Raw genomic sequence first — 12,085 nt, forward strand, 5'->3', positions numbered from 1 at the left:
CCTCTGAGCCGATAGGCTCGCTCTCGATGAGTGAGCAACGCAGTGCCGCCGACCGGCACCGGGCGCAAGGGTTCGCGACCAGGGCCATCCACGCCGGCTACCGGCCGGACCCGGCGACCGGTGCCGTCAACGCCCCGATCTATGCGAGCAGCACGTTCGCCCAAGACGGGGTGGGCGGTCTGCGCGGCGGGTTCGAGTACGCCCGCACCGGCAACCCGACTCGGCAAGCGCTGGAAGGGGTACTGGCTGCGGTCGAGGACGGCACGTTCGGGCGGGCGTTCAGCTCCGGGATGGCCGCCACCGACTGCACGTTGCGCGCCGTGTTGCGTCCCGGCGATCACGTCGTCATCCCCGACGATGCGTACGGCGGCACCTTCCGGCTGATCGACAAGGTGTTCACCCAGTGGGGTGTGCAGCACACCCCGGTGGCACTGTCCGACCTCGACGCGGTACGCGCGGCGATCACCGCCAACACCCGGTTGATCTGGGTGGAGACGCCCACCAACCCGCTGCTGTCGATCGCCGACATCTCCGGGATCGCGGAGATCGCCGCGGTATCCGGCCAGAAGGTGTTGGTGGACAACACCTTTGCCTCCCCGGCATTGCAGCAGCCACTGAACCTTGGCGCCGACATCGTGTTGCACTCGACGACGAAGTACATCGGCGGGCACTCCGATGTGGTGGGCGGCGCACTGGTGACCAATGACGAGGAACTCGACACCAAGTTCGCCTTCCTGCAGAACGGCGCCGGTGCGGTGCCAGGCCCGTTCGACGCCTACCTGACGATGCGCGGTCTGAAGACTCTCGAGCTGCGCATGCAGCGGCACAGCTCCAATGCCGCGAAGGTTGCCGAGCTCCTCGCCGGCCACGCCGCCGTGAGTCAGGTGCTCTACCCCGGCCTGCCCGATCATCCCGGCCACGAGGTTGCCGCCCGCCAGATGAGCGGATTCGGCGGCATGGTGTCGGTGCGTATGCGCGGTGGTGCCGAGGCTGCGCGCCGGTTGTGCTCGCGCACAGAGGTTTTCATACTCGCGGAATCGCTGGGCGGGGTTGAGTCGCTGATCGAGCATCCCGGTGCGATGACGCATGCGTCGACGGCCGGATCGCAGCTCGAGGTGCCCGACGATCTGGTGCGCCTCTCGGTGGGTATTGAGGACCCGGCGGATCTGCTGGGTGACCTCGAGCAAGCCCTAAGCTAACGCCGCCCGCACCGCCGCGGTCGTCACCGCGAGGTTGACGTCGGCCATCTTCTCGTCGTCAACCCATGTGCCGCTTGCGATTTCGCTGGCCCGATCGACGACCCACTGCCAGCCGCGGTCGTTAAGGCTCAGTACCGCGCCGAGTCCGTGCACGGCATGCAGCAGTGAGATGATCGCCGCCGTCGCCGGGTCGGGACGACGCCCGTCGAACAATGCCGCCAGCAGTGCCGAGCGCGCGCGGTCCACCCGAGCCCGGCTGGCCAGCGGCCAGGCGTAGGAGTTACGGCGAAAACGGTGTGCCGACAGCGCAACCTGATGAAGCTGCCCGCTGCGCAACAGCTGGTCGAGAACCCGATCCTCGGTGTCCTTGCGCAGCTTGGCGATTGCGTCGCTGGCGCTGATCGGGGCCTGTTGCAGCAACGCCAACGCCGGGCGCACAACGGGATCCAGCAGCGGCGGCCCCATCAACACGACCAGCCGGTCGGCAGGCACCGGTTCCTGCGGCAGCGCGGGCCGAACCCGGCAGTCGTAGGCAAGATCCAACAGCACAGCACCGGCCAGTAGCCGTTGCAGAAGTGCGGGCTCCACACCGGGCTGGGCCGCGGCATTGTCGAGCAGCAGCAGAAGAAGGTCTTCGGCGATGCGCGCCACGCGCGAAAAGGTCTAGGAGTGGTAGGGCTCGGCGCTGACCAGCGTGACCTTCACGGTCTTACCGCTGGGCACGTTGTACTCGCGAGTGTCGCCGACCTTCGCCTGCAGCAGGGCGGCGCCCAACGGGGAGACCGGCGAGTAGACCTCGAGCTTGTCGTGGTCGATGCCCTCCTGGCGGGTGGCGATCAGGAAGGTCTCGGTATCGGACTCGTCGCCGTCGTAGTAGACCTTGACCACCGAACCGGGCAGTGCGACCCCGGACTGCTTGGGGGCCTCGCCCACCTTGGCGGTGTTCAGCAACTCCTGCAGCTGGCGAATCCGGGCCTCCTGCTGGCCCTGCTCCTCGCGGGCGGCGTGGTAGCCACCGTTCTCCCGCAGGTCGCCCTCTTCGCGACGGTCGTTGATCTCGGCGGCGATGACCGGACGGTTGGCGATCAACTGATCCATCTCGACCTTGAGCCGGTCATACGACTCTTGGGTAAGCCAAGTCACCTGCATATCGGTCATTTGGTCGCGCTCCTCGTTCGTTAGTTCCGCGCATGTTCGGGCGTTGCAGTCAGTTGTCGCCGCTGGGAAGTTGCGGATCACTCCGCGTGTATTGCCATCGAAGAGCTGCGAGCAAACGCGCTAATGAAGCAATACACGGCTCCCAGCAGGAACCGTGTATCCGCCGAGTCTACCACCGTGAGGTCAGGCGGTTTTCATACATTCGCAGTTCGCTGTTGGTTCTGCGGACGCCCGTCAGGCCGCGACCAGGTAGGCCGGTACGTCGGTTCCGCAGCCGTAAATATCGCCGACGAAGGGCCGCTTATATGACTTCACCAAAGTCGTGACCTGCACCGTTGCCGCCTGCGACGGCGGAACCAGAATTTCTCGGCGGCCGGTCTCGTCGCCGTCGTGGGACCGGACCCGCACGATGCAATGCACCGGCTGAGAGGGGTTCTTTCGGGTCACGCTGATCGTCACCGAGACGGTCTGGTCGTCGATGACCTGATAGGTGGCGATCGTGCCCTCGACGTCGTTGCCTTCGAAGCGCTGATAGGCGATCAGGGCGAGGACGACGCCGGCGGCCAGAACCAGCACACCCAGCGCGAATGCCACCCGGCGGCGGGTGGCCGGCGGCAGCCCCTGGCGCCCATATCGCGCCTGGAGGAGCGGCGGGGGACTATCGGTCATCGGCGTGCGGTGCGTCTCTCGTCGGCAGGCTTCGATTACGGGTATCCGTGCCCAGGATGGAACTATTGGACTATAGGGCGTGCTGCAACTGTTGCATCAGCACGTAAGGCTGGATCAGCACATAAGACAGCGAAGAACGCGACAGTATGTACAGGGGAGACGTGACCGAACTGCGGTTGATGGCCGTACACGCCCATCCGGACGACGAGTCCAGCAAGGGCGCGGCCACCCTTGCGCGATACGCCGCCGAAGGTCACCGCGTGCAGGTGGTGACACTGACCGGCGGCGAGCGCGGGGACATCCTCAACAAGGCGATGGACCTGCCGGAGGTACGTGACCGGATCGCCGACGTCCGTCGTGACGAGATGGCGAGGGCGGCCGAGATCCTCGGAGTCGAACACAGCTGGCTGGGGTTCGTGGACTCGGGTCTACCCGAGGGTGACCCGCTACCGCCGCTGCCCGACGACTGCTTCGCCGTGGTGCCGATCGAGCAGCCCGTCGAAGCGTTGGTGAAGCTGATCCGCGAGTTCCGTCCGCACGTCATGACGACCTACGACGAGAACGGCGGCTATCCGCACCCCGATCACATTCGCTGCCACCAGGTTTCGGTGGCCGCCTACGAAGCCGCCGCCGACTACCAGCTGTATCCCGACGCCGGCGAGCCCTGGGCGATCAGCAAGCTCTACTACAACCACGGTTTCCTGCGGGCCCGTCTGCAGCTGCTCCAGGACGAGTTCGCCAAGCACGGCCAGGAGGGTCCGTTCGCCGATTGGCTGAAGAAGTGGGATCCCGAGATCGACATCTTCGCCGGGCGGGTGACCACCCGAGTGCTGTGCTCGGAGTACTTCAATCAGCGTGACGAGGCGCTCAAGGCGCACGCCACCCAGATCGACCCGGACGGGTTCTTCTTCGCGACCCCCATAGAGTGGCAGCAGCGGTTGTGGCCCACCGAGGAGTTCGAATTGGCCCGCTCGCGAGTGCCCGCCAAGTTGCCTGAAGACGATCTATTCGCCGGAATCGAGATCTTTGAGTGAGAGACCTGTTGACGACGGCCGTGTCGGTGCTCGCCGATCCGCCGAAGAACACTGGTCCGGACTTCGGCAAGGCCAGCCCACTCGGTCTGCTGATCGTCGTGATCCTGCTGATCTGCACGTTCGCCCTGGTGTGGTCGATGAATCGGCACCTCAAGAAGCTGCCCGAAAGCTTCGATCCGCAGCCCGCCGAGCCAGTTGACGGCGAAGCCGTCGGCGCGGCGAACGACGAGGTCGCGGGGTCTGAAATCAGGCTCAAGGAGCCCCCGCATGAGCCCGGCGGGTAACAGGCTCGCCAGCGCGACCAGTCCCTATCTGCGCCAGCACGCCGATAATCCCGTCCACTGGCAGCAGTGGACGCCCGAGGCGCTCGACGAAGCGGTCAGCCGGGACGTGCCGATCCTGCTGTCCATCGGATATGCCGCCTGCCACTGGTGCCACGTCATGGCCCATGAGTCCTTCGAGGACGACGAGGTCGCCGCCGCGATGAACGCCGACTTCGTGTGCATCAAGGTCGACCGCGAGGAGCGGCCGGACCTCGACGCGGTGTACATGAACGCGACGGTCGCGATGACCGGGCAGGGCGGCTGGCCGATGACCTGCTTCCTGACCCCGGACGGGCGGCCGTTCTTTTGCGGCACCTACTACCCGAAGCCGCAGTTCGTGCAGCTGCTGGATGCGGTGGCCGACACCTGGCGCAACCGCCGCGACGAGGTCGAGGAGGCTTCCGATCAGGTGGCCGGGGAGCTGCGCCGGATGGCAGCCGGGCTGCCCGACGGCGGGCCGGAGATCACCGCCGAGCTGTGCGACCATGCCGTCGCGGCGATCCTGCGTGATGAGGATGTCGAGCGTGGCGGCTTCGGCGGGGCCCCGAAATTCCCGCCGTCGGCGCTACTGGAGGCGCTGCTGCGAGCGTTCGAGCGCACCCGCTCACCCCTGCCGTTGGCGGCGGTGATCCGCACCGGGACGACGATGGCGCGCGGCGGTATCTACGACCAATTGGCCGGCGGCTTCGCGCGCTACAGCGTCGACGCGGACTGGGTGGTGCCGCACTTCGAGAAGATGCTCTACGACAACGCCTTGCTGCTGCGGGCCTATGCGCACTGGGCCCGACGCACCGGTGATCCGCTGGCCCGGCGGATCGCGGCGCAGACCGCGGGGTTCCTGCTCGACGACCTCGCCGACGGTGACATGTTCACCTCCGCCCTGGACGCCGACGCTGCCGGTGTCGAGGGCTCTACCTACGTGTGGACTCCTGAGCAGCTGCGCGAGGTGCTCGGCGAGGACGATGGACACTGGGCTGCAAGGCTTTTCGAGGTCACCGACCGCGGCACCTTCGAGCACGGGGCGTCCGTGCTGCAGTTGCTGACGGATCCCGACGATGCCGTGCGCTTCGAGCGGGTGCGACTGGCGTTGCTGGCCTCCCGGCTGTCCCGGGTGCAGCCCGCGCGCGACGACAAGATCGTCACCGCGTGGAACGGGCTGGCGATCACCGCCCTTGCCGAAGCCAGTGTGGCCCTTGACGTTCCACCGCTTCTGAATGCGGCGCTGCGCTGTGCGTCGGCGCTGCTCGACCTGCACGTCGTCAATGGCAGGCTGCGGCGGGCCAGCTTGGGCGGTGCGGTGGGGGACAGTGCCGCGATCCTCGATGACCACGCGACGTTGGCCACCGGGTTGCTCACGCTCTATCAGCTCACCGGCGAGGAGAGCTGGTTGGGCAGCGCCACCGATCTACTCGACGTCGCGCTGCGGCATTTCGCCGACCCGGAAAGTCCGGGCCGCTGGTTCGACACCGCCGACGACGCCGAGCAGCTGATGGTCCGGCCCGCCGACCCACTGGACGGCGCAACACCTTCGGGAGCGTCCTCGATCGCGGAGGCGCTGCTCACGGCGGCCCATCTGGTCGACGCTGACCGTGCGGTCCGCTACGGGCAGGCCGCCGAGGACACCCTGCTGGCGCACTCGCCGCTTCTGGCCCGCGCGCCGCGGTCGTCCGGTCATTGGCTGGCGGTCGCCGAGGCCGCGGTCCGCGGCCCACTCCAGGTGGCCGTTGCCAGTGACGGTCCAGATTCCGAATTGCTTGCCGCTGCACGTCAATTGGCGCCGGGTGGCACCATCGTGGTCGGTGGGGCGGTCAACTCATCGCCGTTGCTGGAAGGCCGTGACCAGGTCAACGGAAGCGACGCCGCCTACGTCTGCCGCGGTCGAACGTGCGACCTGCCGGTCACTACTGCTGGGGAACTCGCCGACGCGCTGGGTGCGTCCGTGTAGCGTTCCGCGCATGAGTGAAGCCCTCGATGTCGAAGCCCTCGTTACGCGCTACCTGGACACCGTCGCTGGCGGCAATGCAGCCAATGTCGCTGCGCTGTATGCCGAGGACGCCACGCTGGAGGACCCGGTGGGCTGCGGCGAAGTTCACATCGGCAGGCAGGCGATCGAGGGCTTTTACAAGGCGGTCGAGGGCGCCGAGGTGAAGGCGGAGCTGCTGACGTTCCGCTCCGGTGGCCAAGAGGCGGCCTTCGTCTTCGCCCTGACGGTCGCGGGCGCGATGCGCATCGAGGTCATCGAGGTCATGACGTTCAACGGCGACGGTCAGGTCACGTCGATGAAGGCCTACTGGGGCCCCGAGAACGTCACAACGCTTTAGAACCAGCTAGAAGACCGCGAACCACATCGCGATGTAGTGGCAGATCGCCGCTACCGCGGTGCATGCGTGGAAGAACTCGTGATGGCCGAACGTCGTCGGCCACGGGTTCGGCCACTTCAGCGCGTAGAGCACGCCGCCGATGCTGTACAGCGCGCCGCCGACGATCAGCAGCACCATGGCCGCGATGCCGGCGCCGTTCATGATCGGCACGATGAACCACACCGCGACCCAGCCCAGCAGTAGATAGAGCGGAACGCCGACCCAGCGTGGTGCGGACGGCCAGAAGCACTTCAAGACCACGCCGGCCAGCGCGCCGCTCCACACGATGGTCAGCAGGATGGCGCCGCTTCTCTCAGGCAGCGCCAACATCGCGAATGGCGTGTAACTGCCCGCGATGAAAATGAAGATCATCGAGTGGTCGAGCCGCTTCATCCACTTGCGGGCGTTCGGCGACGTCCAGTTCACCCGGTGATAGGTGCCGCTGACGGTGAACATCGCCACGATCGTCAGCGTGTAGATCAGGGTGGAGATGCCGGCCCTTGTCGATTCTGCCGACCACGACACCGACACGAGGGCTGCACCAGCGATCGCCGCGATGACGGCCGCGTACACGTGAATCCAGCCTCGCAGCCGCGGCTTTCCGAAGAACTCGACCGCGGCGTCGACGACGGCCTCGGGGAAGTCCTCGGCATCCGACGACGTGGATCGGCGGGGATCGGTGGTGTCGACTCCTGCGGTCATCTCACCTCCATTGCACCGGGGGTACCTGAGCGCCACAGTAGTCTGGTTTGTCGTGGAGATCATTCCGCCTCGACTCAAAGATCCGGCCTACCGGCTCTACGAGATGCGGCTGCGACAGGAGTTGGCGCGCTCCAAGTCCCAGCTACCCCGCCATATCGCCGTTCTGTGCGACGGCAACCGGCGCTGGGCTCGTGACGAGGGTCACGACGATGTGGCGTACGGGTACCTGATGGGCGGGGCCAAGATCGCCGAAATGCTGCGCTGGTGTGCGGAATCCGGCATCGAGATGGCCACTGTCTACCTGCTGTCCACCGAGAATTTGCAGCGTGATCCCGACGAATTGTCATCGCTGATCGAGATCATCACCGACGTCGTCGAACAGATCTGCGCACCCGCCAACCGCTGGAGTGTGCGGACCGTCGGTGACCTCGAACTCCTCGGCGAGGAACCGGCAAAGCGGTTGCGCGAGGCCGTCGACAGCACGGCTTCGGTGGCGCCAACGGCGTCATTTCACGTCAATGTCGCCGTCGGTTACGGCGGGCGCCAGGAGATCGTCGACGCGGTGCGGGCGCTGTTGGGCAAGCAGCTTGCCAACGGCGCCAGCGCGGAGAAGCTGATCGAGGCCGTCACGATCGACGGCATCTCGGAGAATCTCTACACCTCCGGCCAGCCGGACCCCGATCTGGTGATCCGGACCTCGGGGGAGCAGCGGCTCTCCGGGTTTCTGTTGTGGCAGAGCGCGTACTCGGAGATGTGGTTCACCGAGGCGCACTGGCCGGCGTTCCGCCGGGTCGACTTCCTGCGCGCGCTGCGCGCCTACAGCCGCCGCCACCGTCGATTCGGTCAGTAATGGCTGCGCTGTCGGCAGTGGTCTTCACGCTGAGCTGGTGGCTGGGCTTGTATCTGCTGGCGCGCGGCCCGCGTAAGCCGGTGCTGGCGCTGGCCTCGGTCGGACTGTGCGGATTCGCCGCCGTGGTGGCGCTGGACGCGGTGCGGCTGGTGAGCGTCGCCCACGCCGAGCTGCTCGGTCAGATCGAGATCTATCTCGTCGCGGTGCCGGGGGTGGCCTGGTTCGCCGTGGTCCTCGAACTGGCCCGGCCGACCGACACCTGGCGCAGTCGAGTCACCGAACTGACGCTGATCGGTGTCGTCGCCGCGGTGACCGTGGTGGGCGCGGTGATGGCCGGCAGCGTCGAGGGTCCACTGCGGCCCGGGCACTGGGTGATGTTCGCGGCGATCTCGGTGTCGACGCTGGGGGCGATGGTGGCCGCGGTGCGACGGCCCGCGCAGCCGGGCCGGGTGACCGGGGTGGTCATCATCGCGACGTTGTTCTTCGCGCTGGGCAACGCGATCCTGGTGATCCCGCTGGGCTTGGTGCCGAGCTGGCTGGCGTTGGCATCCACCTGTTTCGACGTGCTGCTGCTCGGGTTGGCGGTCGCGTTGTGGGACGCCTTCGACGAGGGCCAGGCGCTGCGGGCCGACATGCTGCGGTCCTTCACCGGAACCCTGGTGGTGGCGGTGCTGTTCGGTGGCCAGTCGCTGATCGGGATGGCGGTCACCGGCGCCGACGGGCCCGGGCGCACCGCGTTGACCGTGCTGCTGTTCACCAGCCTTGCCGTCGCGGTCGCCATCAACGTGCTGGCCGACCCGCTGGCCGGCCTGCTGGACCGGCTGGCCTTCTCGCGCTCGCCCGCACTGCGCGCCGAACGAGCCGCGTTGCGCGGCGCCGAGGCGGCGCTGCCGCTGGTCGCGGCCAACCCGCTGGAGGCCCTGGACGACGAGGCCTTCGCCCGGCTGACCCGTCGCGCACTGGGCCACTACGGCGATCTGTCCAAGCTCGTCGCCAGCCCGCTGACCCAGTTGCCCGTCATCGACGAGCGGCTGACCGCCCGCGGGGCGGCCGATCAGCCCGTGGAACGGGCCAACGAACTCAAGGTGCTGCTGGCCGACCACATCGCCCGGCTCAAGCCGCGCGACGGCGGCGAGTTCGGCACCACCGAGCAGTGGCGCTACTACAACTCGCTGTACTTCCCGTACGTCGTCGGCGTGCGGGCCTACGCGCAGAACGCCACCGCCGCCGGGCTCGATCCGGTGGCCCGGCAGGCCTGGCAGTGGTTGGTCACCGAGGTACCACAGCGCTCGCTGCACAACTGGCAGAACGCCGCGGCCCGACTGATCGCGACGGATCTGCGCGCCCGGATGGCCGCCGCACAGCCCTGAGCTGGGTCTGGCAGTACTTGGCAGCGCCAGGCGTCGATCTGGCAGTGCTTCAGCAGCAGCCTGATGAACATGACCGCCATGATCACCAGAAGCAAGTTCTCTGATTCCACCGACTCATTGCTGCGCTTCGCGATGCGCCTGGACGCCACGCTCACCGGCCTGCTGGGGCTGAGCATCGCGGCGATGGCCGACCCGCTGGCCTCGCTGACGGGCCTGACCGCGGCGCAGGGCTACATCGCCGGAGCGGCGTTCGTCCTGTGCGGGCTCGTCGTCTACGCGCTGGCCGCCACGCCGGACCTTCGCCGGGTCGGTACCGCCATGGCGGTGTCCAACGGCGTGGGCACGGTCGGGCTGGTGGCTGTCGCCGCCGCAGGGGTCTTGCCGCTGACCACGTTCGGAGTGATCACCGCACTGGCCGCCGGTTTCTACACCGCCATCTTCGCTGTCCTGCAGTACCTCGGAGTGCGCCGTCTGGTGTGACTCCCGCCCCGCCGGTGTGGGGCGCCGCCGCAAGAGGTTACGGCGAGCCGCCCCGCACCGGCACTTCACACCCAATCGCCAACCACGAAGGCACCAACCACGAAGGGAATTCTCATGACTGCTCTGTCCACCTCCTCCACCACCACGTCGTCGGACTCACTGTTGCGACTGGCGATGCGCGCCGACGCCGTGCTGTCCGGGCTGGCAGGTATCGCGCTGATGGCCGCGGCGGGTCCGCTGTCCGGGTTCACCGGCTTCCCCAAGGCTGCCGAGTACGGCGTCGGTGCCGGCTTCGTCGTCTACGGGATCGTCGTGTTCTTGGCGGCCGGGCTGTCGCGGGTGCGCCCGGCGGGCATCGCGACGATGATCGCCAATCTGATCTTCACCGTCGCGGCCGTGCTGGTGGTGCTGGCCGGATCGGTCGAGCTGACCACAGCAGGTGTGGTCGCGACGCTGGCAAGTGGCGTGTACACGCTGGTGTTCGCCGACCTCCAATACCTCGGGGTGCGCCGCATCAAGGCGTGACCGGCCCGCGGCGCAGCGTGCGGCGGTGACTAGGGTTGCGACCATGCATGTCGTAGCGTTCGCCGCCGCACGCAAGGCGGTCTTGGAAGAAGCGGGTGGAGTCACCGCAGAAGGCTTCCCCATGACCAGTTGCTACGTCGAAAGCCTGCCGGCGCAGATCACCGTTCCGCTGGTTCTGTCGGTGTACACCGCCGGAGGCACCGACTACGACCCGCGCCGCTTCATCGTTGCGAAGTCGCCGGAGGGGGAGCGGGTCGGCCTGCTGGAGTTCGCCTGGCAGTGGCCGGACAACCCCGGCGTCCCGGTGAAGTTCCGGGTCTTCGCGCATCACCTGCCGCTGACGGTGTACACCGCGGGTGTCCACACGGTTGGCCTCTACGAGCATCCCGACGCCGAAGAGGCCGAGTTTGCGTTCCCGCTGCCGGTGCTGCGGCTCAACCCGCTCACCGGCATTCCGACGAACTAGAGCTTGCGCAGCCGCAACCGGTTGATCGAGTGATCGGCGTCCTTGCGTAACACCAGTGTTGCCCGCGGACGAGTCGGCAGGATGTTCTCGATCAGATTCGGCCGGTTGATGGACCGCCAGATATCGCGGGCAGCCGCGACCGCCTGGCCGTCGGTCAATCCTGCGTAGTGGTGGAAGTGCGATGCCGGGTTGGAGAACGCGCCGGCCCGCATGGCCAGGAAGCGGTCGATGTACCACTGCTCGATGTCTTCGATGCGGGCGTCGACGTACACCGAGAAGTCGAACAGGTCCGACACCATCAGGGTCGGACCCGTCTGCAGGACGTTGAGCCCCTCGAGGATGAGGATGTCCGGGTGGGTGACGATATGTTTCTCGCCGGGGACGATGTCGTAGATCAGGTGTGAGTACACCGGGGCGCACACCTGGTCGGCGCCGGACTTCACCGTCGTCACGAAGCGCATCAGTGCGCGACGGTTGTAACTATCGGGAAAACCCTTGCGGTGCATCAGGTTTCGGCGCGATAGCTCGGCGTTGGGGTAGAGGAAGCCATCGGTGGTGACGAGGTCGACGCGGGGGTGGTGTTCCCAGCGGGCCAGCAGTGCCTGCAGCACACGCGCGGTGGTGGACTTTCCGACGGCCACGCTGCCCGCGACGCCGATGATGAACGGCACCGGCCGGTCGGGACTCTGCTGCGGTTCGCCGAGGAACTCGGAGGTCGCGGCGAACAGCCGCTGCCGGGCGGCGACCTGCAGATGGATCAATCGGGCCAGCGGCAGGTAGACCTCTTCGACCTCGAGCAGGTCGACCTGCTCACCGAGGCCGCGCAGCCCAACCAGCTCGTCCTCCGTCAGCTTCAACGGGGTCGACATGCGCAGTGAACGCCATTGACTCCGGTCGAACTCGACGTAAGGGCTGGGTTCGCTCAGCCGCGCCATCGTGCCAGTCTTGC

The 12,085-nt window shown here is 67.2% G+C and carries 15 protein-coding genes; 10 read left to right on the forward strand and 5 right to left on the reverse strand.

The annotated features are described in order from the left end of the window. Positions 1 to 26: 26 nt before the first annotated feature. Positions 27 to 1,199: a cystathionine gamma-synthase gene (locus SLQ31_RS18875; RefSeq protein ID WP_319435528.1), complete on the forward strand. Its 1,173-nt coding sequence runs from the start codon at positions 27 to 29 to the stop codon at positions 1,197 to 1,199. On the opposite strand, the gene SLQ31_RS18880 is transcribed toward SLQ31_RS18875, so the two are convergent. From SLQ31_RS18880 to SLQ31_RS18890, 3 genes are all read right to left on the reverse strand, one after another. Then, entirely contained in the window at positions 1,191 to 1,850 is a 660-nt protein-coding gene (locus SLQ31_RS18880) for a GOLPH3/VPS74 family protein (protein WP_319435529.1), read from the reverse strand. The two genes, SLQ31_RS18875 and SLQ31_RS18880, sit on opposite strands and share 9 nt — an antisense overlap. Before the next feature lie 12 nt (positions 1,851 to 1,862). Then, positions 1,863 to 2,357, reverse strand: coding sequence for a transcription elongation factor GreA (gene greA / locus SLQ31_RS18885; protein WP_319435530.1), 495 nt, complete (start codon positions 2,355 to 2,357; stop codon positions 1,863 to 1,865). A 234-nt stretch (positions 2,358 to 2,591) separates the two neighbouring features. Continuing rightward, positions 2,592 to 3,026: a DUF4307 domain-containing protein gene (locus SLQ31_RS18890; RefSeq protein WP_319435531.1), complete on the reverse strand. Its 435-nt coding sequence runs from the start codon at positions 3,024 to 3,026 to the stop codon at positions 2,592 to 2,594. Positions 3,027 to 3,187: 161 nt separating this feature from the next. On the opposite strand from SLQ31_RS18890, the gene mca reads away from it, so the two are divergent. Genes mca through SLQ31_RS18910 form a run of 4 tightly spaced genes read left to right on the forward strand, consistent with a single transcriptional unit; the run spans position 3,188 to position 6,704 of the window. Then, complete coding sequence (gene mca / locus SLQ31_RS18895; RefSeq protein ID WP_319435532.1) at positions 3,188 to 4,060, forward strand: mycothiol conjugate amidase Mca; 873 nt, start codon at positions 3,188 to 3,190, stop codon at positions 4,058 to 4,060. After that, positions 4,057 to 4,344 carry a hypothetical protein gene (locus SLQ31_RS18900; protein ID WP_319435533.1) on the forward strand — a complete coding sequence of 96 codons (288 nt, stop codon included), beginning with the start codon at positions 4,057 to 4,059 and terminating at the stop codon, positions 4,342 to 4,344. The genes mca and SLQ31_RS18900 overlap by 4 nt, the downstream gene beginning before the upstream one ends. Next, the gene (locus SLQ31_RS18905; protein WP_319435534.1) at positions 4,328 to 6,328 is read left to right on the forward strand and encodes a thioredoxin domain-containing protein; all 2,001 of its coding nucleotides are present in this window, start codon (positions 4,328 to 4,330) and stop codon (positions 6,326 to 6,328) included. The genes SLQ31_RS18900 and SLQ31_RS18905 overlap by 17 nt, the downstream gene beginning before the upstream one ends. A gap of 10 nt (positions 6,329 to 6,338) precedes the next feature. Then, positions 6,339 to 6,704: a nuclear transport factor 2 family protein gene (locus SLQ31_RS18910; protein ID WP_319435535.1), complete on the forward strand. Its 366-nt coding sequence runs from the start codon at positions 6,339 to 6,341 to the stop codon at positions 6,702 to 6,704. A gap of 6 nt (positions 6,705 to 6,710) precedes the next feature. Here the strand turns inward: SLQ31_RS18910 and trhA are convergent, their stop codons facing one another. Then, positions 6,711 to 7,445: a PAQR family membrane homeostasis protein TrhA gene (gene trhA, locus SLQ31_RS18915; RefSeq protein ID WP_319435536.1), complete on the reverse strand. Its 735-nt coding sequence runs from the start codon at positions 7,443 to 7,445 to the stop codon at positions 6,711 to 6,713. A 52-nt stretch (positions 7,446 to 7,497) separates the two neighbouring features. Between trhA and SLQ31_RS18920 the strand changes: the two genes are divergently transcribed. The 5 genes from SLQ31_RS18920 to SLQ31_RS18940 all read left to right on the forward strand — a co-directional run bounded on the left by SLQ31_RS18920 (position 7,498) and on the right by SLQ31_RS18940 (position 11,136). Then, positions 7,498 to 8,295, forward strand: a complete 798-nt coding sequence (locus tag SLQ31_RS18920) for a (2Z,6E)-farnesyl diphosphate synthase (protein ID WP_319435537.1) — start codon at positions 7,498 to 7,500, stop codon at positions 8,293 to 8,295. After that, on the forward strand, positions 8,295 to 9,665 hold the full coding sequence (locus SLQ31_RS18925) for a hypothetical protein (protein WP_319435538.1): 1,371 nt from the start codon (positions 8,295 to 8,297) through the stop codon (positions 9,663 to 9,665). The genes SLQ31_RS18920 and SLQ31_RS18925 overlap by 1 nt, the downstream gene beginning before the upstream one ends. A gap of 63 nt (positions 9,666 to 9,728) precedes the next feature. Next, the gene (locus SLQ31_RS18930) at positions 9,729 to 10,145 is read left to right on the forward strand and encodes a hypothetical protein (protein ID WP_319435539.1); all 417 of its coding nucleotides are present in this window, start codon (positions 9,729 to 9,731) and stop codon (positions 10,143 to 10,145) included. Positions 10,146 to 10,259: 114 nt separating this feature from the next. Continuing rightward, complete coding sequence (locus tag SLQ31_RS18935; RefSeq protein ID WP_319435540.1) at positions 10,260 to 10,670, forward strand: hypothetical protein; 411 nt, start codon at positions 10,260 to 10,262, stop codon at positions 10,668 to 10,670. A 43-nt stretch (positions 10,671 to 10,713) separates the two neighbouring features. Then, complete coding sequence (locus tag SLQ31_RS18940; protein WP_319435541.1) at positions 10,714 to 11,136, forward strand: hypothetical protein; 423 nt, start codon at positions 10,714 to 10,716, stop codon at positions 11,134 to 11,136. Here SLQ31_RS18940 and coaA read toward each other — a convergent pair. Beyond that, a complete protein-coding gene (coaA, locus tag SLQ31_RS18945) occupies positions 11,133 to 12,071 on the reverse strand; it encodes a type I pantothenate kinase (protein WP_319435542.1) in 939 nt (312 codons plus the stop codon). The genes SLQ31_RS18940 and coaA overlap by 4 nt on opposite strands. Between the last annotated feature and the right edge of the window lie 14 nt (positions 12,072 to 12,085).

Origin of the sequence: Mycobacterium sp. RTGN5, from assembly GCF_033804465.1 — a bacterium.
Taxonomy (GTDB): Bacteria; Actinomycetota; Actinomycetes; order Mycobacteriales; family Mycobacteriaceae; genus Mycobacterium.

What these genes read in the sequence shown, in the direction of transcription:
- SLQ31_RS18875 (WP_319435528.1), top strand. Translation starts at nt 27, where the DNA reads ATGAGTGAGCAACGCAGTGCCGCCGACCGGCACCGGGCGCAAGGGTTC.
- greA (WP_319435530.1), bottom strand. Translation starts at nt 2,357, where the DNA reads ATGACCGATATGCAGGTGACTTGGCTTACCCAAGAGTCGTATGACCGG.
- SLQ31_RS18890 (WP_319435531.1), bottom strand. Translation starts at nt 3,026, where the DNA reads ATGACCGATAGTCCCCCGCCGCTCCTCCAGGCGCGATATGGGCGCCAG.
- SLQ31_RS18905 (WP_319435534.1), top strand. Translation starts at nt 4,328, where the DNA reads ATGAGCCCGGCGGGTAACAGGCTCGCCAGCGCGACCAGTCCCTATCTG.
- SLQ31_RS18910 (WP_319435535.1), top strand. Translation starts at nt 6,339, where the DNA reads ATGAGTGAAGCCCTCGATGTCGAAGCCCTCGTTACGCGCTACCTGGAC.
- trhA (WP_319435536.1), bottom strand. Translation starts at nt 7,445, where the DNA reads ATGACCGCAGGAGTCGACACCACCGATCCCCGCCGATCCACGTCGTCG.
- SLQ31_RS18925 (WP_319435538.1), top strand. Translation starts at nt 8,295, where the DNA reads ATGGCTGCGCTGTCGGCAGTGGTCTTCACGCTGAGCTGGTGGCTGGGC.
- SLQ31_RS18930 (WP_319435539.1), top strand. Translation starts at nt 9,729, where the DNA reads ATGAACATGACCGCCATGATCACCAGAAGCAAGTTCTCTGATTCCACC.
- SLQ31_RS18935 (WP_319435540.1), top strand. Translation starts at nt 10,260, where the DNA reads ATGACTGCTCTGTCCACCTCCTCCACCACCACGTCGTCGGACTCACTG.
- SLQ31_RS18940 (WP_319435541.1), top strand. Translation starts at nt 10,714, where the DNA reads ATGCATGTCGTAGCGTTCGCCGCCGCACGCAAGGCGGTCTTGGAAGAA.
- coaA (WP_319435542.1), bottom strand. Translation starts at nt 12,071, where the DNA reads ATGGCGCGGCTGAGCGAACCCAGCCCTTACGTCGAGTTCGACCGGAGT.